This is a genomic window from Streptomyces sp. R41 (assembly GCF_041053055.1).
Classification (GTDB): domain Bacteria; phylum Actinomycetota; class Actinomycetes; order Streptomycetales; family Streptomycetaceae; genus Streptomyces.
In genome coordinates this window covers 6,674,561-6,693,996 of the sequence record NZ_CP163443.1, presented here as the reverse complement: position 1 = coordinate 6,693,996, position 19,436 = coordinate 6,674,561, and the positions used below count along the sequence as shown (strand labels likewise).

At 70.3% G+C, this 19,436-nt stretch carries 19 protein-coding genes and 1 pseudogene; 10 read left to right on the top strand and 10 right to left on the bottom strand.

Going from position 1 to position 19,436, the window contains the following annotated elements; genetic code table 11:
* Nucleotides 1-128: 128 nt before the first annotated feature.
* Together AB5J53_RS30685 and AB5J53_RS30680 are read right to left on the bottom strand one after the other, a co-directional pair.
* Nucleotides 129-2,162 (bottom strand): thioredoxin domain-containing protein, encoded by a 2,034-nt coding sequence (locus tag AB5J53_RS30685; RefSeq protein WP_369248854.1) that lies wholly within the window; start codon nucleotides 2,160-2,162, stop codon nucleotides 129-131.
* Nucleotides 2,143-2,742 carry an ArsR/SmtB family transcription factor gene (locus tag AB5J53_RS30680; RefSeq protein WP_369248853.1) on the bottom strand — a complete coding sequence of 200 codons (600 nt, stop codon included), beginning with the start codon at nucleotides 2,740-2,742 and terminating at the stop codon, nucleotides 2,143-2,145. The genes AB5J53_RS30685 and AB5J53_RS30680 overlap by 20 nt, the downstream gene beginning before the upstream one ends.
* Before the next feature lie 93 nt (nucleotides 2,743-2,835).
* On the opposite strand from AB5J53_RS30680, the gene AB5J53_RS30675 reads away from it, so the two are divergent.
* Together AB5J53_RS30675 and AB5J53_RS30670 are read left to right on the top strand one after the other, a co-directional pair.
* The gene (locus tag AB5J53_RS30675; RefSeq protein ID WP_369248852.1) at nucleotides 2,836-3,219 is read left to right on the top strand and encodes a hypothetical protein; all 384 of its coding nucleotides are present in this window, start codon (nucleotides 2,836-2,838) and stop codon (nucleotides 3,217-3,219) included.
* A 92-nt stretch (nucleotides 3,220-3,311) separates the two neighbouring features.
* Nucleotides 3,312-6,515, top strand: coding sequence for a tetratricopeptide repeat protein (locus AB5J53_RS30670; protein WP_369248851.1), 3,204 nt, complete (start codon nucleotides 3,312-3,314; stop codon nucleotides 6,513-6,515).
* A 743-nt stretch (nucleotides 6,516-7,258) separates the two neighbouring features.
* Here AB5J53_RS30670 and AB5J53_RS30665 read toward each other — a convergent pair.
* Both AB5J53_RS30665 and mca read right to left on the bottom strand, forming a co-directional pair.
* Nucleotides 7,259-7,516, bottom strand: a complete 258-nt coding sequence (locus AB5J53_RS30665) for a hypothetical protein (protein ID WP_369248850.1) — start codon at nucleotides 7,514-7,516, stop codon at nucleotides 7,259-7,261.
* Between the two features lies 1 nt (nucleotide 7,517).
* Nucleotides 7,518-8,378, bottom strand: coding sequence for a mycothiol conjugate amidase Mca (gene mca / locus AB5J53_RS30660; RefSeq protein ID WP_369252573.1), 861 nt, complete (start codon nucleotides 8,376-8,378; stop codon nucleotides 7,518-7,520).
* A 194-nt stretch (nucleotides 8,379-8,572) separates the two neighbouring features.
* Here mca and AB5J53_RS30655 point away from each other — a divergent pair, with 194 nt between their 5' ends.
* A complete protein-coding gene (locus AB5J53_RS30655) occupies nucleotides 8,573-8,974 on the top strand; it encodes a DUF4307 domain-containing protein (protein WP_369248849.1) in 402 nt (133 codons plus the stop codon).
* A gap of 223 nt (nucleotides 8,975-9,197) precedes the next feature.
* Entirely contained in the window at nucleotides 9,198-9,695 is a 498-nt protein-coding gene (gene greA / locus AB5J53_RS30650) for a transcription elongation factor GreA (RefSeq protein WP_369248848.1), read from the top strand.
* Nucleotides 9,696-9,759: 64 nt separating this feature from the next.
* Here greA and AB5J53_RS30645 read toward each other — a convergent pair whose 3' ends face one another.
* The 3 genes from AB5J53_RS30645 to ilvA all read right to left on the bottom strand — a co-directional run bounded on the left by AB5J53_RS30645 (nucleotide 9,760) and on the right by ilvA (nucleotide 13,032).
* Entirely contained in the window at nucleotides 9,760-10,617 is an 858-nt protein-coding gene (locus AB5J53_RS30645; protein WP_369248847.1) for an ABC transporter permease, read from the bottom strand.
* Nucleotides 10,614-11,624 carry an ATP-binding cassette domain-containing protein gene (locus AB5J53_RS30640; RefSeq protein ID WP_369248846.1) on the bottom strand — a complete coding sequence of 337 codons (1,011 nt, stop codon included), beginning with the start codon at nucleotides 11,622-11,624 and terminating at the stop codon, nucleotides 10,614-10,616. Before AB5J53_RS30640 ends, AB5J53_RS30645 begins: the two co-directional genes overlap by 4 nt.
* A 178-nt stretch (nucleotides 11,625-11,802) precedes the next feature.
* Entirely contained in the window at nucleotides 11,803-13,032 is a 1,230-nt protein-coding gene (gene ilvA, locus AB5J53_RS30635) for a threonine ammonia-lyase (protein WP_369248845.1), read from the bottom strand.
* A gap of 164 nt (nucleotides 13,033-13,196) precedes the next feature.
* On the opposite strand from ilvA, the gene AB5J53_RS30630 reads away from it, so the two are divergent.
* The 3 genes from AB5J53_RS30630 to AB5J53_RS30620 all read left to right on the top strand — a co-directional run bounded on the left by AB5J53_RS30630 (nucleotide 13,197) and on the right by AB5J53_RS30620 (nucleotide 14,664).
* Nucleotides 13,197-13,703, top strand: a complete 507-nt coding sequence (locus tag AB5J53_RS30630; protein WP_369252571.1) for a MarR family winged helix-turn-helix transcriptional regulator — start codon at nucleotides 13,197-13,199, stop codon at nucleotides 13,701-13,703.
* A gap of 218 nt (nucleotides 13,704-13,921) precedes the next feature.
* Nucleotides 13,922-14,419, top strand: coding sequence for a sigma factor-like helix-turn-helix DNA-binding protein (locus AB5J53_RS30625; RefSeq protein WP_369248844.1), 498 nt, complete (start codon nucleotides 13,922-13,924; stop codon nucleotides 14,417-14,419).
* Nucleotides 14,416-14,664: a hypothetical protein gene (locus AB5J53_RS30620; RefSeq protein ID WP_369248843.1), complete on the top strand. Its 249-nt coding sequence runs from the start codon at nucleotides 14,416-14,418 to the stop codon at nucleotides 14,662-14,664. The genes AB5J53_RS30625 and AB5J53_RS30620 overlap by 4 nt, the downstream gene beginning before the upstream one ends.
* A 13-nt stretch (nucleotides 14,665-14,677) precedes the next feature.
* Here the strand turns inward: AB5J53_RS30620 and AB5J53_RS30615 are convergent, their stop codons facing one another.
* On the bottom strand, nucleotides 14,678-15,832 hold the full coding sequence (locus tag AB5J53_RS30615; RefSeq protein WP_369248842.1) for a cystathionine gamma-synthase: 1,155 nt from the start codon (nucleotides 15,830-15,832) through the stop codon (nucleotides 14,678-14,680).
* Between the two features lie 143 nt (nucleotides 15,833-15,975).
* Here AB5J53_RS30615 and AB5J53_RS30610 point away from each other — a divergent pair, with 143 nt between their 5' ends.
* The 3 genes from AB5J53_RS30610 to AB5J53_RS30600 all read left to right on the top strand — a co-directional run bounded on the left by AB5J53_RS30610 (nucleotide 15,976) and on the right by AB5J53_RS30600 (nucleotide 18,312).
* Nucleotides 15,976-17,094, top strand: a complete 1,119-nt coding sequence (locus tag AB5J53_RS30610; RefSeq protein ID WP_369248841.1) for a hypothetical protein — start codon at nucleotides 15,976-15,978, stop codon at nucleotides 17,092-17,094.
* A 73-nt stretch (nucleotides 17,095-17,167) separates the two neighbouring features.
* The gene (gene msrA, locus AB5J53_RS30605; RefSeq protein WP_369248840.1) at nucleotides 17,168-17,836 is read left to right on the top strand and encodes a peptide-methionine (S)-S-oxide reductase MsrA; all 669 of its coding nucleotides are present in this window, start codon (nucleotides 17,168-17,170) and stop codon (nucleotides 17,834-17,836) included.
* Between the two features lie 11 nt (nucleotides 17,837-17,847).
* Nucleotides 17,848-18,312: a hypothetical protein gene (locus AB5J53_RS30600; protein WP_369248839.1), complete on the top strand. Its 465-nt coding sequence runs from the start codon at nucleotides 17,848-17,850 to the stop codon at nucleotides 18,310-18,312.
* A 133-nt stretch (nucleotides 18,313-18,445) separates the two neighbouring features.
* On the opposite strand, the gene msrA (AB5J53_RS30595) is transcribed toward AB5J53_RS30600, so the two are convergent.
* Both msrA (AB5J53_RS30595) and AB5J53_RS30590 read right to left on the bottom strand, forming a co-directional pair.
* On the bottom strand, nucleotides 18,446-18,958 hold the full coding sequence (gene msrA, locus AB5J53_RS30595; protein ID WP_369248838.1) for a peptide-methionine (S)-S-oxide reductase MsrA: 513 nt from the start codon (nucleotides 18,956-18,958) through the stop codon (nucleotides 18,446-18,448).
* 80 nt (nucleotides 18,959-19,038) lie between these two features.
* A pseudogene (locus tag AB5J53_RS30590) lies at nucleotides 19,039-19,327 on the bottom strand (hypothetical protein); the annotation flags it as partial.
* Between the last annotated feature and the right edge of the window lie 109 nt (nucleotides 19,328-19,436).

The following is a 19,436-nucleotide window of genomic DNA, read 5'->3' as shown; positions in this document are numbered from 1 at the left end:
CGTCATGGTGCAGAGACTATGGGCGATCTGTGAAGGGCACAGGTTGCTCTGGTGAAGAGCGTGTTTCATCACACTCGGTCGACTAACTGAACAATCTGAACACTGGTGGCGTTTGGTCCGGTTGGGGATCAGCCGTTTCCGCCGCTCAGCGCCGCGCGGAGCCGGTCGGGATCGATCGTCGGGGCGTCACACGTGAAGTTACGGCAGACATATGCGGCCGGCTTTCCGTCCACCAGCGGTCGGCCGGAAAGCAGCGGCAGCTCGTCACTCTCCGGCGCGCCCACGGCGACGACGGCGCCCGGAGCGGTGCCCAGAAGTGCCGTTCGGTGCAGGGCATGTGTCGCCGGATCATCGGCCGGCCCCACGATCGCGACCTCGCGCGGCCCGTCGAGGAGCGCCTCGGCGACCGCCAGACCCCAGCCGATGAAGCGGGGCGCCCGCGGGCCGAGCGCCTTCACCACACCCAGCGCCCGCTCGGCGGCGGTGCGATGGGGTTCGGCGCCGGTCTGGGCGGCATAGCTCAGCAGCGCCCCGGCCGCCGCGCTCCAGCCGGAGGGCGTGGCGTTGTCGGTGGGATCCTGCGGTCGGCGGATCAGCTGCTCGGCGTCGGCGGCCGTGTCGTAGAGCGCGCCCGACTCGGAGTCGGTGAACTGCGCGATCACGTGGTCGAGCAGGAACCCGGCGAATTCCAGCCAGACCCCTTCCCCGGTGACGGACGCGAGCGCGAGGAAGCCCTCGGCGACATCCGCGTAGTCCTCCAACACTCCCGCGTTAGCGCCGACTTGACCGTCCTTGCTGGTACGGGCGAGGCGCGCGCGGTCGTCCATGTGCAGCCGTACGAGGAGGTCGGCGGCGCCGATCGCGGCGTCCACGAGGTCGGGGCGCCCCAAGTAGGCGCCGGTCTCCGCGAGGGCGGCGACGGCGAGCCCGTTCCAGGCGGCGACCACCTTGTCGTCGCGGCCGGGGGCGGGCCGCTCGGCGCGCGCGGCGAGCAGCCGCTCGTGGATGGAGGCGATCCGCTCGGCGTCGAACACGCCCTCCTGCTGCGGGAGTTGAAGGACGGACGCACCCTCCTCGAAGGTGCCCTCCCCGGTCACCCCGAAGTACTGGGCGGCGAGTTCGGCGTCGTCGCCGAGGACTTCACGGAGTTGCTCGGGTGTCCATACGTAGTACGCGCCCTCGACGTGCTTGCCGGTCCCGTCGTCACTGTCGGCGTCCAGGGCGGAGGCGAACCCGCCCTCATTGGTGCGCAGTTCACGCACCATGAAGTCAGCGGTCTCCAGGGCGACGCGGCGGGCGAGCTCGGAGCCGGTGCTGCGCCAGAGGTGTGCGTAGACGCGGCACAGCAGGGCGTTGTCGTACAGCATCTTCTCGAAGTGGGGCACGACCCAGTCGCGGTCGACGGAGTAGCGCGCGAAGCCCCCGCCGAGCTGGTCGTAGATGCCACCGCGCGCCATGCGCTCGCAGGTGTCGGCGGCCATCTGGAGGGCGCCCTCGGAGCCGGTCCGCGCATGGTGCCGCAGCAGGAACTCGATCACCATGGACGGCGGGAACTTGGGCGCCCCGCCGAATCCGCCGCGCGCGGCGTCGTACTCCCGGGTGAGCCCGAGGAGCGCACCGGCCAGCTCCTCCTCGCCGGGCACCCGCTCGTCGCCGAAGCTCATCTCCCGCCCGGCGAGATCCCGCACGATCTTCCCCGCGACCTCGGCGACCTCGTCCCGCCGGTCGGTCCAGGCGCTGCGCACACCCTCCAGGACCTGGCGGAAGGCGGGCATGCCGTGACGGGGCTCGGGCGGGAAGTACGTACCGAAGTAGAAGGGCTCGGCGTCCGGCGTGAGGAACACGGTCATGGGCCAGCCGCCCTGCCCGGTCGCCGCCTGCACGGCCTCCATGTACACGGCGTCGACATCCGGCCGCTCCTCGCGGTCGACCTTGACGCTCACGAAGTGCTCGTTCAGATGCGCGGCGGTCGCCTCGTCCTCGAAGGACTCGTGCGCCATGACATGACACCAGTGGCAGCTGCTGTAGCCGACGCTCAGCAGCACCGGCACATTGCGTTTACGGGCCTCGTCGAAGGCCTCGGCCGACCAGGGCCACCAGTCGACGGGGTTGTCGGCGTGCTGGAGGAGGTACGGGGACGTCTCATGGGCCAGTCGATTCACTCTCCCACTCTCCCACGGTGTCCGGGACGGCGTAGAAGCGCAGGTGCACCGGGCGTGCCCCGGCGGGGGCATCTTCACGAGAGTGGCCGTACCGGTCCAGGAGCGCCCGGTACTCGCGTACGAAGTCGAGGAGTTCGTCCTTGGTCATCCAGTTGCCGGAGCGCTGGACCTGGGTCCATCCCTCCGGGCCCGTGTACTCCTTGTGGGCCCGCAGATAGAGCTCCGTGTCCATCTCGATCTTCAGGATCGCCACCCCTTCGGCGGCGGCGTACTCCTCGGGGGTCATCGTGGCCGGGTCGGGTGTGGTGTGGCTGAACGGGAGCGCCCGCCACCAGCGTTCCCGGCCGCCCGACTTCTCCGGGATCTCCTCGATCAGGCGCTGCTCGGCGAGTTTGCGCAGGTGGTAGCTGGTCGTACCGGAACTCTCACCGAGCTCCTTGGCGAGCACGGTCGAGTTCGCCTCGCCGCGCCGGCCGAGGTGGTCGAGGATGCGGCGGCGCAGCGGGTTGCCGAGGGACTTGTACAGAGCGGTGCGTTCGACGCTGGTCAGCTCGGGGTCGGGCATGTCGGGGTCGGGCATGCGACCACGGTATCCCCGGCCCACTTCCCTCTGCAGAGTGAGTTCTGCAGAATTTTCTTTGCAGAATTCTCTCTGCGGTCCTATCGTGGTGGCATGCGAACGAAATGGGCTTTGGTGTTACTCGGCGCCACCGCCGTGGCGCTCGTGCCGTGGATGGTGCTCCTCGTCCGTATGCTCCCGGCAAGCACCGAGGTGCGGAACTGGCAGGTGGCGTGGGTGGGACTCGACGTACTGATGGCCGCGGGATGCGCGGCCACCGCCGCGCTGGGCTTCCGCCGCAGCCCGCACGCCCGGCTGACCGCGTCGGCGACGGCCGCGATCGCGGTGCTCGACGCCTGGTTCGACATAACCACCGCGCAGCCGGGCGCCGCCCTCGTCCAGGCCTTGGCCTGCGCGGTGGCGGAGGCGGGGCTCGCCTGCGCGTGCGTGTATCTCGCGCTGTCCAAGGGGCACGCGGTGTGTGAAGGAGCGGGGTAGCCCTGCCCGAATGATCGCAGGGCCTCTCGCCTTCCTGTCCCGCACGAAGGACACTCATCAGCAAAGGAGTTGCTGCCGGAGGGGGACGTGACATGCGGGACAGCCATCGGGCGGAAGCCGAGCGGCTGTTGGCCCGGGCCGTCGAGGAAGAGGTCCGGCGCTCGGGTGGGCGCGTTGACGGGGGTGTGCTGCTGTCCCGGGCGCGGGCCGCGCTCGACGCGATGGGGCAGACGGCTGCCGAGGAATACGAGGCGTATACGCAGGCCCTCGACGACGCGGAGGCGGGACGGCTGACATTCGGGCAGCGCTATGCCCGGGAGGGCGCTGGAACTCCCTTGCTGGTGGCGGCAGTCGCGGCGGTCGCGGCCATCGTCGCCGACCTGGCGCTGGGCACGGGCGCGGGGACGGCGATCGGCGCGGGCGCCACGGTGGGGGTGGTGGGCGCGGCGGCGACCGTCCTCAAGGTGACGGCCGCTCATGTGCCGGCCGCGAGCCGACGGGCGGGCGCCCTGGGACAGCCGGGTGGTGCGGAGCAGCTGCGCCTGCAATGGCTGACGGCCCTGGAGGTACGGGGCATCCGACCGTTCCTCGACCAGCAGCGGGTGCTCAGCGCCTCCACGGGCGCGAAGCAGGGTGCGCCCCAGCTGCGGCGCACCGACAAGAGCGCGGCGGCGCGGCGGCGCAGTGTGCTGGAGCAGTCGTTCGGTCAACTGCCCGAGCCCGACGGCCCGTTCGCGGGGCGCCGCACCGAGCTGTCACGCGTCGCACAGTGGGTGCACGCGGCACGCGCGAGCACGGAGACGAAGCCGACGGTCGTGGTGCTGCACGGCGCGCCCGGCTCCGGCCGCAGCACCCTCGCGATCCGGGCGGCCCACGACCTCAGGGACCAGTTCCGCGGCGCCTGCGTGGTGGACCTGCGCGGCGACAGCCCGGACGACCCCCCGCTGACCACACGCGACGCGCTGCTGCACCTCCTGAACCGGCTCGGCGCACCGCGTGAACAGCTCCTCTTCCGCGAGCGTTCCTCACAGGACCAGCAGGTCAGGCGGCTGAGCGAGCTCTACCACCAGCACCTGACGGGCCTGCCGGTGACGATCGTCCTGGACGACGCGAGCGATGCCGAGCAGGTGCGCACCCTGGTCCCCGAGCGCTCGGAGAGCCTGGTCCTGGTCACCGCCCGCAAACCGCTCGACCTGCCCGCCGACCTCCCCGCCTGGGTGCACCAGCTCCCCGTCGAGGCACTGGACGCGGCCGGCGCCGAGGAGCTGTTGAACGCGGCGGGACAGGACAAGTCCGGACCGTACGACGCCGAATCCACCGACCAGGTAAGGGAGTTGTGCGGCGGCCTGCCCCTGGCCCTGCGCGTCGCGGGCTCCTCCCTCGGCCCCCGCACCCCGCGCCAACTGGCCTCGGACCTCGCGGCATACGGTCCCGTGGAACCGGTGGAGCGGGTGCTGTGGCTGCGCTACACCGACCAGTCGGACATGGCCCGCCGGCTCCTGCGCCGGCTGGCCCTGGCCGGTCGCGCCTCCCTGGGCGCGGCCGCGGCGGCGTCCCTGCTGGCCACCGACGAGCCGGAGGCCACCCGCCATCTGACCGCGCTCTCCCAGGCGGGCCTGATCGACCACGTCCGCGGCAGCCGCTACCGCCTGCACGACCTCGTGCGGGCCTTCGCGGGAGCCCGCCTCCTGGACGAGGAGGAACCCTCCGAGCGCACGGCCGCACAGGAGCGCCTGATCGTCAACTACGCGGAGCTCGCCGACTCGGTGATCCGCCTGGTCGACGGCAAGACGTCCACGCGCGCGGACCAGTTCGGTCCGCACGGCTTCACCTCCCTCGACGCGGCCCTGCGCTGGCTGGACGACGAGTCGAGCTTCATCACGGCGGCACTGCGGCACGCGGAGGGCGTGAACCAAGCCGCGGTACTGAACCTCCTCGGCGCCCTGTGCGACTACTGCCTCCTGCGCGGCGACCTCTACCGCCTGGGCGAGATCAGCGAGTTGACGCAGGCGGTCGACCAGGGCCTGCTCGTGCGCTCCGTCCAGTGGCGCACCGGCATCGCAGCACGCCAGCTGGGCGAACTGGACAAGGCGCGCACGACCCTGGCCTCGGTGGTGGACCTCTACTTCGAGGCCCACCACGACGCGGGCGCCGCCAGGGCGCTCTGCTCCCTCGGCATCACCCTGCACCACCAGGGAAACCTCACCGAGGCGGCGGCCAAGCTCCAGGAGGCCATGGATCTCCAGGCCTCCCCCGACCTCGCGGCCGACCGCGCCTGGACGATGCACGCGCTCGCCGCGGTGGAGCGCGACAGGTCCCGGCTCGCCCGGGCCCTCGACCTGCTCACCGAGGCACTGGTCCTGCACCGCGAGGGCGAGTCCGTGCACGGCGAGGCCTGGGCCCACTTCCAGCTCGGCCAGCTCGGGCTGCGCATGGGCGACGTACCGCGCGCGGAGCGCGAACTGCGCGAGGCCCTCGACCTGTACGGCCGCACCCGCGACGCCCGCGGCGAGGCCTGGGCCCTCACCCAGCTGGCCCGCGCCCGCCTCGTCGACGGCGACCCGTCCTCCGCGATCGCCGGCCTGCGCCAGGCGGCCTCCCGCCACCGGGAGAACGAGGACGCGCGCGGCGAGGCGTGGACGATCTACTACCTGGGCCAGGCCCTGGAGGAGACCGGCAACCTGGACCAGGCGGTCCGCGAACTGGAGCGCTCCCGCACGATGTTCTCCCGCATGCGCGACGTGTACGGCCTCGCCTGCGCCCGCCACCACTCGGCCCGCGTCACCCGCGACCAACGGGCCGCCCAGACGGGTTCATTGAGGAACTCGGGCTTCGCCCGCCAGCTCCTGGTCGACGCACGCGCCGACTTCCAGCGCATCGGCGTCGCCCACGGCGAGGCGTGGACCTGCCTGGAACTGGCGGTCGTCGACGCCGGCAACGCCCGTACGCAACAGGCCCTGGCCCTCTGCGAGGAAGCGATCGACCTCTTCACGTCGTACGGCGACCACCGGGGCGAGGACTGGGCCAAGTTCCTGAAGTGCACCCTGCTCCCCTACGCCGCCCCCGGCGGCTACGAGGTCGGCGCCGCGGTGGCCCAGGAGGAACTGACCCAGCTCTCCCGCTCCGGACATCCCTCCCGCGACGGAAAACTGGACGACTACATCGAGGCGTACCAGCTGCTGCTGGAGCGTGGCGTGGACCTGGACGCCGGCTGGCAGGCCTGGCGACTCGGGATGGTGCCGGGACGGCATGCGCGGGATGTGATGGGGGTGGCGGTCGGCGCGGGGCGAGGGTGAGGGCCCTGCCTACGGGGTGGTGGTTCGCCGTGGACCGGCCGGTGCCGGCGAAAGCCGGCACCGGCGGCCACACTGACCAACGGGCTGCGCTCGGAGGCCGGGCACGGGATCTTCCCCGGCGGCACCGCCAATGCGAAGACGACGCCGCGCGTACTGCGGATCCTTGCCAGGCACGCGGCGGCCGTTGCCCGGCCGTCGTGGAGGCGGCCGTCAGGGGCGCGAGTGCTCTCCCCGGACTGCGACAGCAGTGGACGCCGCGCGTACAGCAACAGCAACAGCAACAGCAACAGCAGTGGACGCCGCGTGTACTGCGACAGCAGTGAATGCCGCGCGTCCGGGCGTCAACCCGGCACGTCCGGCCGTCGAGATCGCGGCAGGGTCGACCGTCAGGGTGCGGGTGCATCCGGCCGTCAGGCTGCGATATGTCCGGCCGTCAGGCTGCGGTGCATCCGGCCATCAGGATGCGATGCGTCCGGCCATCAGGGTGCGGTGCAGCTGGCGTCAGGCTGCGATGCGTCCGGCCGTCAGGCTCCGGTGTGTCGCGGTGCCGTATCCGCACGGCGGCCTCGACCACCGCTGCGTCGGCGTCGGCGTCGAAGCGAGCGAGGTGCGTGTCCGCGGGAACGGCCCGGCGGGCGCGCACTCCAGGCGTCCGCCGCCGGAGTCCGCGCACCTGCTGCCGTCCCTGTCCCTGTCGGACTGGTGGACCACTCCCGCCGAGAGCCACGCACTCGGGGGTGGGCTCAGCCCTTCGCGGGCGAGGCCTTCCCACTCCCGGTGGCCGCGGCGTCGGCGGCCTTGCCGGAGGCCCCCGCGTCCTTCTCCGAGTCCTCCTCGAAGGTGACCTTGCCCATGTGCCGGTTCATGGACTTCATCAGCCCCCACACCGCCAGGGCCATCACCGCGAAGACGATGAAGCCGAGGACGCCGGGGGTGACCTTGTTCTGGTCGACCTCCTTGGCGAGGGGGACGAGCTGTGTCAGTGCCAGGCTTGCGCTCATGTCAGGCATTGTCGCGGATGCCCGCAAAGAGGTCGTCCTCGGGGAGGGAGGTATCGACGAAGGACTTGGCGAGCTCGTACTCCTCGGTCGGCCAGACCTCCTTCTGGATCTCCATGGGGACCTTGAACCAGCCGCCGTCGGGGTCGATCTGGGTGGCGTGCGCGATCAGCGCCTTGTCCCGGATCTCGAAGAAGTCGGCGCACGGAACGTGCGTAGTCAGCGTGCGCTCGGTGCGCTCGAACTCCGACCAGCGCTTGAGCCACTCCCCGTACGGCGACTCCAGGCCGCGGTCGAGAAGGGCGTTGTGAAGAGCTTCGGTCCGCGGGCGGTTGAAGCCCTGGTTGTAGTAGAGCTTCTGCGGCTGGAACGCCCCGCCGAACTCGGACTCCGGGTACTTCTCGGTGTCCGCCGCGCCCTCGAACGCCACCATCGAGATCTTGTGGGTCATGATGTGGTCGGGGTGCGGGTAACCACCGTTCTCGTCGTACGTGGTGATCACCTGCGGGCGGAAGGAGCGGATCTGCTTGACCAGCTCGCCGGCCGCCTTGTCCACGTCCTCCAGGGCGAAACAGCCCTCGGGAAGCGGAGGCAGCGGGTCGCCCTCGGGCAGGCCCGAGTCGACGAAGCCGAGCCACTCCTGCTTGACCCCGAGGATCTCGCGGGCCTCGTCCATCTCCTTCTTGCGTACCTCGTGGATGTGCTCCTCGATGTACTTGTCGCCCTGAAGCTTCGGATTGAGGATGGAGCCGCGCTCCCCGCCCGTGCAGGTCACGACCAGCACGTCCACCCCCTCGGACACGTACTTCGCCATGGTGGCCGCGCCCTTGCTCGACTCGTCGTCGGGGTGGGCGTGCACGGCCATCAGTCGCAACTGGTCAGTCAAGACTCAATCCTCGGTCAGTCGGCTGTCGCCTCGTAGGTCGGCTGTCGGCGCCCGGCGTGAAACAGCGCGATGGGCGGCTTCTATAGTGACGGAATCGGGGGGCCAATAATTCCAGGGCCCGGTCTCCGGGCCCCTTCCAGGACATTGGTCCCGGCCCTGCCGAGAGGACGATCATGAGTACGGCGAGCACTCAGCTGCCCGAGGGCCGGTACGGCCGCTCCGCGGACGAGCGCGCCGACCGGAAACTCAAGGTCATCGGTTCCGCACTGGGCGTCGCCCTGCTCGTCCTGGTCGGCTGGTTCGGGTACCACTACGTCGTCGGCAACAAGATCAGCGCCGAGGTGATCACCTTCAAGGCGGTCTCGGACAGCGCGGTCGAGGTGCATCTGGAGGTGCGCAAGGACGCGGACGCCCACGGCTACTGCACCCTGCGCTCGCAGAACGCCGACGGCGCCGAGGTGGGTCGCGCGGATTTCCGTTTCGACCAGGACTCCTCACGCATCGACAAGGTGGTTACCCTGCGTACGACGGCCCGCGGCTCCACGGCGGAGCTGCTCGGCTGTCACGCGGACTGAGCGGACCGACATGGGCACGGACACAGGCGCTGATACGGGCACCGACACGGGTCGGCATCACCCTCAGCACCTACCCGCTGACCTGCATTGACGTAATTCTGATGTCTTATGTCCTCCCCCTTGAGCCACTGAATTGTTAGGCTCGTGGTTTCGCCCACCCGTGAAGGAACATTCTTCTGGGTAGGGCGATGCTTTGTATTCCCAGTACCTACGAGGAGCACCTGTGACCCAGACCAGCGAGAACGTCACCTGGCTGACCCAGGAGGCGTACAACCAGCTGAAGGCCGAGCTGGAGTACCTGTCTGGTCCTGCGCGCACGGAGATCGCCGCCAAGATCGCGGCCGCGCGCGAGGAGGGGGACCTGCGCGAGAACGGCGGGTACCACGCGGCCAAGGAGGAGCAGGGCAAGCAGGAGCTCCGTGTGCGCCAGCTGACCCAGCTCCTGGAGAACGCCAAGGTAGGCGAAGCTCCCGCGGCGGACGGCGTGGTCGCGCCGGGCATGGTCGTCACCATCGCCTTCGACGGCGACGAGGACGACACCCTGGACTTCCTGCTGGCCTCGCGCGAGTACGCCAGCTCCGACATCGAGACGTACTCGCCGCAGTCCCCGCTGGGCTCCGGTGTGAACGGCAAGAAGGTCGGCGAGGACGCCCAGTACGAACTGCCGAACGGCAAGTTCGCCTCGGTGAAGATCCTCAAGGCCGAGCCGTACCAGGGCTGAGCCCAGGACCAGCGACTACGGCGATGCCCCCGGCCGCGCGGCCGGGGGCATCGTCATGCCCGGGTCAGGCCGTGGCGGATCGGTACTTGCGCACCGCCAGCGTCCTGAATATCAGGATGATCAGGACCGAGTAGATCACCGAGGCCCAGACCGAGTGCTGCATCGGCCAGGCGTCCGATGTCGACTGACCCGGATTGCCGAACAGCACGCGGCAGGCCTGCACAGTGGCGCTGAACGGGTTCCAGTCCGCGATGTGCCGCAACCACGGGGTCATGTTGCTGGAGTCCACGAACGCGTTCGAGATGAACGTGACCGGGAAGAGCCAGATCAGTCCGCCCGACGTGGCCGCCTCCGGCGTGCGGACCGAGAGGCCGATCAGCGCGCCGATCCAGGTGAACGCGTACCCGGCGAGGAGCAGCAGCGCGAAGGCACCCAGCACCTTGCCCGCGTTGGTGTCGCTGTCCGAGCCGACCCGCCAGCCGACCAGCAGAGCGACGACCGCGAGGACCAGCAGGGTCAGCGCGGTCTGCACGAGGTCGGCGAGCGTGCGCCCGGTCAATACCGCACCGCGGGCCATGGGCAGCGAGCGGAAGCGGTCGATCAGGCCCTTGTGCATGTCGTCGGCGATGCCCGCGCCGGCGCCCGCGGTGGCGAAGGTGACGGTCTGCGCGAAGATGCCGGCCATCAGGAAGTTGCGGTAGTCGGTGGGGCTGGTGCTGCCACCGATCATCATGGAGCCGCCGAAGACATAGCTGAACAGCACCACGAACATGATCGGCTGGATCAGCCCGAAGATCACCATCTCCGGGATCCGGGACATCCTGATCAGGTTGCGCTTGGCGACGACCAGCGAGTCACGGATGGACTGGCCGATCGGGTTCGAGGGGGCCGCGACCTGCACGGCATCGGTCACGGCACTCACTTGCCGGCCTCCTTCTTGCGCTTGGGGCCCTTGCCGCCGTCCGCCACTCCGTTGACCTCGTCCCGCTCTTCGGCCACGTGACCGGTGAGGGAGAGGAAGACGTCGTCCAGGGTGGGGCGGCGCAGGCCGATGTCGTCGATCTCGATGCCGCGGGTGTCGAGCTCGCGGATGACCTCCGCGAGCAGCTTCGCACCGCCGGTGACGGGCACGGTGAGCTTGCGGGTGTGCTCCTCGATCGTGGTCTCGCCCTTGCCGAAGCCGCGGAGCACCTCCGAGGCGGTCTCTATGTGCTCGCGCTCGTGCACGACGACCTCGACGCGCTCGCCGCCGGTCTGCGCCTTGAGCTGGTCGGCGGTGCCGCGGGCGATGACCCGGCCGTGGTCGACCACGCAGATGTCGTGCGCGAGGTGGTCGGCCTCTTCCAGGTACTGGGTGGTCAGCAGCAGCGTCGTACCCCCCGAGACCAGCTGCTTGATGACATCCCACAGTTGCTGGCGGTTGCGCGGGTCGAGGCCGGTCGTCGGCTCGTCCATGAACATCACCGGGGGCGAGACGACCAGGGCGGCCGCCAGGTCGAGCCTGCGGCGCATGCCGCCGGAGTACGTCTTCGCGGTGCGGTCGGCCGCGTCCGCGAGGTTGAACTGCTCCAGCAGCTCGTCCGCCCGCGTCTTCGCCGCCTTCGCCTTCATCTGGTAGAGCTGGCCGACCATCTGGAGGTTCTCGCGGCCGGTCAGGTACTCGTCGACCGCGGCGAACTGTCCGGAGAGGCCGACCCTGCGCCGTACCGCGTCGGGGTGCTTGAGTACGTCGACGCCCGCGACGACCGCCTTGCCGCTGTCGGGGCGCAGCAGGGTCGTCAGGCAGCGGACCGCGGTCGTCTTTCCCGCGCCGTTCGGCCCGAGCAGGCCCAGCACGGTGCCCTCCGGGACATCGAGATCGACGCCGTCCAGAGCCCTTACGTCACCGAAGGTCTTCACCAGGCCTTCGGCATAGATGGCGCCTGGCATGTGAGTTCTCCACGTCGTTGGGGATGTTCACGAAAAGTCTTACTTTTATTGCTTCAACGCCACCCAACGGGCGGACGCTTCGTCCGCCCGGCAGTTCTGTGGCGCGGGACACACCATAACGCGATGTATCGCGTTCCTCAACAGATTTTTCTGACGGGAGACGAGGAGGCTCGTGACCTCAGTCGATGACTGTGTAACCCGCCTCGCGCAACGCCCGGTTCACCTCGGCGCAGTGCTCGGGGCCCTTCGTCTCCAGGTGCAGCTCGACCTCCACCTCTGTGAGCCCGAGCCGTGGATCGGTCCGTACGTGGCTCACATCGAGGACGTTAGCGTCCGCCACTGACAACACCCCGAGAAGTGTGGCCAGGGCTCCGGGACGGTCGGTCAACCGCAGCGTGACCGCCAGGTAACGGCCGCCTGCCGCCATGCCGTGGCGAAGGATGCGCTGCATCAGCAGCGGGTCCACGTTGCCGCCCGACAGCAGGGCCACGACCGGGCCCTCGAAGGCTCCGGGCTCGCGCAGCAGCGCGGCGACGGGGCTCGCGCCGGCCGGCTCGACGACCAGCTTGGCGCGCTCCAGGCAGAGCAGCAGCGCGCTGGAGAGATTGTTCTCGGAGACCGTGCGAACCTCGTCGACCAGTTCGTCGACGAGGCGGAAAGGTACGTCGCCCGGCCGTCCGACCTTGATGCCGTCGGCCATCGTCGCCGGGTTCTCGATCGACACCGGGTGCCCGGCCGCCAGCGAGGGCGGGTACGCCGCGGCGCCCTCCGCCTGCACACCGACGATCCGTACGTCCGGACGGATCGACTTCACCGCGAGCGCGACGCCCGCGGCGAGGCCGCCGCCGCCGATCCCGACGACGATCGTGCGCACCTCGGGGCACTGCTCAAGGATCTCCAGGCCGACCGTGCCCTGGCCCGCGATGATGTCGGGGTGGTCGAAGGGGTGGATGAACACGGCGCCCGTCTCGGCCGCGTACTCCTGCGCGGCGGCCAGCGTCTCGTCCACCACCTGTCCGTGCAGCCTCACCTCGGCGCCGTAGTCGTGCGTGGCCGCGACCTTCGGCAGCGGGGCGCCGGTCGGCATGAAGACCGTGGAACGCACGCCGAGCAGCGAGGAGGCAAGGGCGACGCCCTGCGCGTGGTTGCCCGCGCTGGCCGCGACGACACCCGCCGCGCGCTCCTCGGGAAGCAGCCCCGCGATCCGCACGTACGCGCCGCGCAGCTTGAACGAACCCGTGCGCTGGAGGTTCTCGCACTTGAAGTGGACCGGCGCGCCCACCAGCTGGGACAAGTACCTGCTGCCCTCCATCGCGGTCACCCGCGCCACACCCGTGAGCATCTTCTGCGCGCCACGTACGTCGTCGAGAGTCACGCTGTGCAAGGAGTCAGCCGTGCTGTAGCTCATGACCACCAGTCTCGCAGTTCACGCGGGCGCACTCCCGCCGTGACCACGCTCCGAGACTGGTTTGCGCAGCGTCGGTACGGCCCGCGCCCCGGCCGCGTACCCTGTCCCCCAACCCAGCTCCCCACGCATGAATTGAGCCCCCGGCCATGCCCACAACACCTGAAATGTCGATGGACATGACGACCGTCGGTGACACCGGTCTTCTGGACACGCTGCAGCACGAGGTCGCGGTCTTCGCGCGCCGTGCCGAACAGACCCGGCTCGGCGGGGTGGGGCAGGTGCGCAACTCCATGGACCGCGCCGCGTACCTGCTGCTCAACCGCCTCGACAAGGAAGGCCCCATGGGCGTCAAGGCGCTCGCCGCGAGCATGGGCATCGACTCCTCGACGGTCACCCGGCAGGTGGCGCCGCTGGTCGACACCGGGCTCGTCAAGCGCACCTCGCACCCCGAGGACGGGCGTGCGGTGGTGCTCCAGCTGTCGCCGCGCGGGCAGTCCCGCCTCGACGAAGTGCGCTCCTCCAGGCGCCAGTTGATGGCCGAGCTGACACACGACTGGGCGCCGGAGGAGCGCGAGGCGTTCTGCACGCTCCTCACGCGCTTCAACAGCGCGCTTTCCGCCCGCCAGGCGACACAGGGCCTGCCCGGCGCCGAGTCGCAGCCGACTTCCTGAACGACCCGGGCCACTTCACCACGCCCCCGGTCGGCACGCGCGCGTAGGCCGTTTCCGGATCTCCCCGCTCTCCACGCGCGCGTGCGTGTGCTCCGGACTCTTGACCGGAAGGCGGCGCCTGGCCTCATATGAGACCGGGTCCTTGTCGTACGCGGTGCGGCCTGTCGTACGCGGCCGGGGCCCCGTTTCCCTCAAGGTCGCCCTCAGGCGGAGGCGTGGTGCGAGAACGGCATGCGTCCCAAGGCGCCCGCCGGGCCCGGGAGTTCGAGGCGTTCGTCGCGGGCGCGGCAGGGCGGCTGCTGCATGCCGCCACGCTGCTCACGGCGGAGCCCCGGGATGCCAACCCGCGCGCCCGGCGCCTGCTGACGCTGGCCCTCGCCCACACGTACGCCTCCTGGGACCGGCTGCGCGGCGAGGACCCGTACGACCGCGCCCGCCAACAACTGGCCGTGCGCTTCGCGCGCTCGGCCTGGCACCAGTACGGGAGCTTCGGGCGGCCGCGCCCCTCCGCCGACAACGTCCTGGGCCGGCTCACGCCCCAGGAGCGGCTGATTCTGGTCCTGCGGCTGTACGAGGGGGTCGCCGAGGAACAGACGGCGGCCCTGCTCGGGCTCCCCACGGAACGTGTACACACGATCTGCGCCCGCGCGATGGCGACGCTGCTGCACCCGCCACGGGGCCCGGCACCGACCAGGGTGGAGGTGGCGCCGTCGTGAATCTGCCCGAGCGTGAGGCGGCCGTACGGCGGATGCTGGAGCAGGCGCCGCCCCCGGTGCCGCCCGACCTGTACGCGGACGTCGTACGCCGTGGCGGGCGCATGCTGCGCCGCAGGACGGTGGCCCGGCGCCTGATGTGGCTGCTGCTGTTCGCCGCGGCCGTCGCCTTCATCGTCTGGGCGAGCATGGCCCGCCCGTGGGTGGAGCCGCCGTCGGAGACGACTCCACCGCTGACGGGCTGGTGACTGCGGCCGCTGCCTAGCCGAGGGCCTGCTGCAGGTCCTGGAGCAGGTCGTCGACGTTCTCGATGCCCACGGAGAGGCGTACGAGATCGCCGGGGACCTCGAGCGCCGAACCGGCCGCCGACGCGTGCGTCATGCGTCCCGGGTGCTCGATCAGGGACTCGACGCCGCCCAGGGACTCGCCGAGGGTGAACACCTTGGCGCGGTTGCAGACCTCGACGGCCGCCTCCTCGCCGCCCTCGACCTGGAAGGAGACCATGCCGCCGAATGCCCTCATCTGCTTGGCGGCGATCTCGTGACCGGGGTGCTCCGGGAGGCCCGGGTACAGCACACGCGTCACGCGCGCGTGGCGGGTGAGCATCTCGGCGACCTTGCCGGCGTTCTCGCTGTGCCGGTCCATGCGCACCGAGAGCGTCTTGGTGCCGCGCAGCACCAGCCAGGAGTCGAAGGGCCCGGCGACCGCGCCCATCGCGTTCTGGTGGTACGCCAGCTCCTCGCCGAGCTCCTGGTCAGAGACGATCAGGGCGCCGCCCACGACGTCCGAGTGGCCGCCCATGTATTTGGTCAGGGAGTGCACGACGACGTCCGCGCCGAGCGCGAGCGGCTGCTGGAGGTAGGGGGTCGCGAAGGTGTTGTCGACGACGAGCTTGGCGCCCGCCTCGCGCGCGATCTGCGCGACCGCGGCGATGTCGGTGATGCCGAGGAGGGGGTTGGAGGGCGTCTCGACCCAGACGGCCTTGGTCTTCGGGGTGAGGGCGGCTCGTACGGAGTCGGGGTCGCTGGTGTCGGCCACGGACCACTCCACGCCCCACCGGGAGACGACCTTCGCGAAGAGGCGGAACGTACCGCCGTACGCGTCGTTGGGGATGACCACGTGGTCGCCGGGGCTGAGCAGCGTACGCAACAGGCAGTCCTCGGCCGCCAGTCCGGACGCGAACGCGAGGCCGCGGCGACCGCCCTCGAGGGCGGCGAGGTTCTCTTCCAGGGCCGTCCTGGTGGGGTTGGCGCTGCGGCTGTACTCATAACCGCCGCGCAGCCCGCCGACGCCGTCCTGCTTGTAGGTCGAGACCTGGTAGATCGGCGGGACGACCGCGCCGGTGAGGGGATCGGCGGTGTTGCCCGCGTGGATCGCGAGGGTCTCGAAGTGCTGACTGATGTGCCTGTCGCTCATGGGTCCCGAGCGTAGTGCGCCCGCGGGGCTGATGACGGCCTACGCCCGCCGGAGCGGGGCCGGGCGACCGGGTTGGGGCCGCCGCGAAGGGTCCGGCCCGACCGGGTTGGCCAATTGTCGGACCCGTCTGGTTCGCTTGAGGCATGGAAATTCTCTGGGTGCTGATGGCGCTGGCCATGTTCAGCCTGGTCCTGCTGCCGGTGTTCAGGCGCAGGCGCGCCGGAATTCAGCTGGTCTCGCCCGGCGACCCGGACGCGGCGGACCCGGCGAACTACGGGTTCCTGCGCCAGGAGGAGCTGGACATCCGCATGCCCGGCCCGGACCAGGACCTGCTGGACGTGCTGGACCTGGTGCAGCGCACACAGGACTACCGCTCCGCCTCGCAGCTGCTCGCGGGCACTGAGGTGGACGGCGAGCGGCGCTGGCAGCGGGTGCAGGCCTTCGCGGGTGCCGCGTCGCTGGAGCTGCAGCAGCGCCCCGGCGGGGTCAGCGAGATGCCCGGCGGGCAGTGGCTGCGGGTGTGGCGGGCCGAGCAGCCCAAGGACGCGGGCGGCGCGGCGGTGCACGCGGAGTTCCTGGTGCAGCAGGCGTGGCGTACGTCGACACCGGGGACGGACGAGTTCCGGATCATCATGGAAGAGGCGAAGGCGGCCTGCGGCGACGCGGCCCTCCTCTCCCCCGGTGACCCGATCCCGTACATCATCGAGCTGTCGGTGGCCCGCGGACTGGCTTACCCCCAGCCGGAGTTCGAGAAGCTCTGGCTGAAGATCCTGGACCGCGCGCCGTCCCACATGGGAGCGCACCTGGCCGCCCTGCACTACTGGTGCGAGAAGTGGCACGGCTCGCGCGAGGTGGCGTACTCGTTCGCGGAGGCCGCGGCCGCGCGTGCCCCGCAGGGGTCGCTGCTCGCCGCCATGCCCCTCTTCGCGGTCTTCGAGCACCTCCCCGAGGTGAATCTGGTCCGCAGCTTCTACCAGAGCGAGGTCGTGACCAAGGCGGTCCACGGCGCGCTCTTCGCGGTGCAGGCGGCCCGTCCCGACGACCCGATGCTGGCCCACGTCCGCCATCTGCTGGTCCTCTTCCTGGTCCGCAGCGAGCGCTGGGCCGAGGCCATGGACCAGCTGGTGCACGTGGACGGTCACGTCGGCGCGCTCCCCTGGACACTGACCCCCGACCCGGCCGCGGACTACGCGATATACCGGGCGCTGGCGGTGGCGGGGTACGAGGCCAACGGAGGGAGCCCGGCGACGCTGCCGCACTGAGGCGCCGGAATGCCGGAGGCGTTTCGCACGTTGAGGAGTTCCCCCTCGGAACCCGTAACCCCGTGGAGAGCGCATGTTCCCGCACAGCCGTACACCGCAGCTCCCGACCCCTGAGCAGGCCCTGCGCGGTCGCCCGGAGCCGATCTTCACGGTCCCCGACCGTCACACGGTCCTCGGCACCCCGCTCCTTGACCCCTACCCCGAGGGCCTGGAGATCGCCGACTTCGGCCTGGGCTGCTTCTGGGGCGCCGAGCGCAAGTTCTGGGAGCTCCCGGCGGGCGTGTATACGACCTTGGTCGGCTACCAGGGCGGCTTCACCGAGCACCCCACGTACGAAGAGGTCTGCTCGGGCCTGACCGGCCACACGGAGGCCGTCCGAGTGGTCTACGACCCCACGAAGATCACGTACGAGCGTCTCCTCCAGGTCTTCTGGGAGTCCCACAACCCGACCCAGGGCTTCCGCCAGGGCAACGACGTGGGCACCCAGTACCGCTCCGCCATCCACACCCACACCCCGGCCCAGGCCACTGCCGCGGCCGCCTCCCGCGAGGCCTACCAGAAGGTCCTCACGGGCTCGGGCCACGGCACGATCACCACGGAACTGCTCCCCGCGGAGGGGCGCACCTTCTATCCGGCCGAGGGGTACCACCAGCAGTACCTGGACAAGAATCCCGCGGGGTACTGCGGGATCGGGGGGACGGGCGTGAGCTGCCCCATCGGGGTCGCCCCCGCCGAGGGATGACAAGCGCGAGGTTGTCAGAGGTCGACGCCCTGGTCCGTCGTCTCACGCCGGAGGACCGGGCCGCGGTCAGTCTGCTCGACCTGCAAAGACTTCAGGTCGAACGGGCCGGTGTCAGCGAGCAGACCGCCGGCCAGTTGCGGGAACCCACTTACGGAGTGCTGTCCTGCCTCCGTCTCTGGCAGGTGCTGATCCGACGAATGGAACAGGACTGGCCGTCGACCGACTACTACATGGTCTACGAGTACCTGAACGACCTCACCGTGCGCGACTCGCTGGAGGGGTACGTCGAAGCACTGCCCCAGCATGTGGCCGTCAAGATCCGCCGGACGCTCGACCTTCTCGACGAGCGATTCACGGCAGTCACCACCTCTGACGGCGGCGCCGAGCTTTCCCTGTACTGGCGGCCCCTCGCGGAAGGCCGCGAAGCCCGCTGGTGGTGGCTGCGCAAACCGACCGTCCTGCCACCTGGCTGGTAATGCAACGCCGTCGGCCAAGTCTCTATATCCGGGAGGGAACTGGCACCAGCAGTGCCTTGGGGACCGCAAGGGCACGGCCCGGCTGCGGAGCTTCGGCCAGTCAGCCTCCGCCTTCCGCCGGGCCGCCTCGCGGTCAGCCCTCCGCGCGGGCGGGTAGCCGCCATCCCGGGCGCGGGAAGTGGCAGGTGTAGCCGTCCGGGTAACGCTGCAGGTAGTCCTGATGCTCGGGCTCTGCCTCCCAGAAGGGGCCGACCGGCTCTACCTCGGTGACGACTTTGCCCGGCCACAGTCCGGAGGCGTCCACATCCGCGATCGTGTCCTCGGCGATCCGCTTCTGCTCGTCATCCACGTAGTAGATCGCCGAGCGGTAGCTGAGGCCGATGTCGTTGCCCTGGCGGTTCTTGGTGCTCGGATCGTGGATCTGGAAGAAGAACTCCAGGATCGCGCGGAAATCGGTCCTCGCGGGATCGAAAAGGATCTCAATGGCCTCCGCGTGCGTGCCGTGGTTACGGTACGTCGCGTTCGGCACGTCACCGCCGGTGTACCCGACCCGGGTCGCCGTCACGCCCGGGAGTCGGCGGATCAGATCCTCCATCCCCCAGAAACATCCGCCCGCCAGCACGGCCCTCTGCGTCTGCGCAGCCATTGTGGCCCCTCCAATATCTGTCAGCTCGGTCACTCGGGCTACTCGGCTCGCACACCACCGGCATCCCCTGCCCACTCCCCTCAACGCGCGAGGGTTCCAGGCGATTCCGTGCCCGTCCAACCGGCCCTGCGGCCGCAGCCCTTGCCGCCGAGGATGAAGTCCCAGTCGCCGCTGGACCTTCGACGGTAGGGGCCGAGTACCAAGGCGGTCTCGCGAGGTCGGCCGTCGGAGACTTCGAGCTGCCCCAGTTCGGTCAGCCCTTGATCGAGAAGCCGGATATACGCGTCCGTGAAAGGCGGAGAGGTCCGCGTCGGGGTTGATCTCCGGATCAACGGCGGCCACGAGCACGAACCGGTCGGCAGCCTCTGGCGGTGACGTTGATACCGGACCGGCTGATCGCGTGGCTGGTGCATGGGGTGTGCCCGGCCGAGCCCAGCTGACTGCCCTGGCGTCGCTCTCGCCCTCGCCGCGGGCTGAC

Excerpts from the sequence above, each read along its gene's own strand:
- AB5J53_RS30615 (WP_369248842.1), bottom strand. The coding sequence starts at position 15,832 with ATGAGCGACAGGCACATCAGTCAGCACTTCGAGACCCTCGCGATCCAC.
- msrA (WP_369248838.1), bottom strand. The coding sequence starts at position 18,958 with ATGGCTGCGCAGACGCAGAGGGCCGTGCTGGCGGGCGGATGTTTCTGG.
- msrA (WP_369248840.1), top strand. The coding sequence starts at position 17,168 with ATGTTCCCGCACAGCCGTACACCGCAGCTCCCGACCCCTGAGCAGGCC.
- AB5J53_RS30675 (WP_369248852.1), top strand. The coding sequence starts at position 2,836 with ATGCGAACGAAATGGGCTTTGGTGTTACTCGGCGCCACCGCCGTGGCG.
- AB5J53_RS30640 (WP_369248846.1), bottom strand. The coding sequence starts at position 11,624 with ATGCCAGGCGCCATCTATGCCGAAGGCCTGGTGAAGACCTTCGGTGAC.
- AB5J53_RS30665 (WP_369248850.1), bottom strand. The coding sequence starts at position 7,516 with ATGAGCGCAAGCCTGGCACTGACACAGCTCGTCCCCCTCGCCAAGGAG.
- AB5J53_RS30680 (WP_369248853.1), bottom strand. The coding sequence starts at position 2,742 with ATGCCCGACCCCGACATGCCCGACCCCGAGCTGACCAGCGTCGAACGC.
- mca (WP_369252573.1), bottom strand. The coding sequence starts at position 8,378 with ATGGCCGTGCACGCCCACCCCGACGACGAGTCGAGCAAGGGCGCGGCC.
- AB5J53_RS30670 (WP_369248851.1), top strand. The coding sequence starts at position 3,312 with ATGCGGGACAGCCATCGGGCGGAAGCCGAGCGGCTGTTGGCCCGGGCC.
- AB5J53_RS30610 (WP_369248841.1), top strand. The coding sequence starts at position 15,976 with ATGGAAATTCTCTGGGTGCTGATGGCGCTGGCCATGTTCAGCCTGGTC.
- ilvA (WP_369248845.1), bottom strand. The coding sequence starts at position 13,032 with ATGAGCTACAGCACGGCTGACTCCTTGCACAGCGTGACTCTCGACGAC.
- AB5J53_RS30655 (WP_369248849.1), top strand. The coding sequence starts at position 8,573 with ATGAGTACGGCGAGCACTCAGCTGCCCGAGGGCCGGTACGGCCGCTCC.
- AB5J53_RS30630 (WP_369252571.1), top strand. The coding sequence starts at position 13,197 with ATGTCGATGGACATGACGACCGTCGGTGACACCGGTCTTCTGGACACG.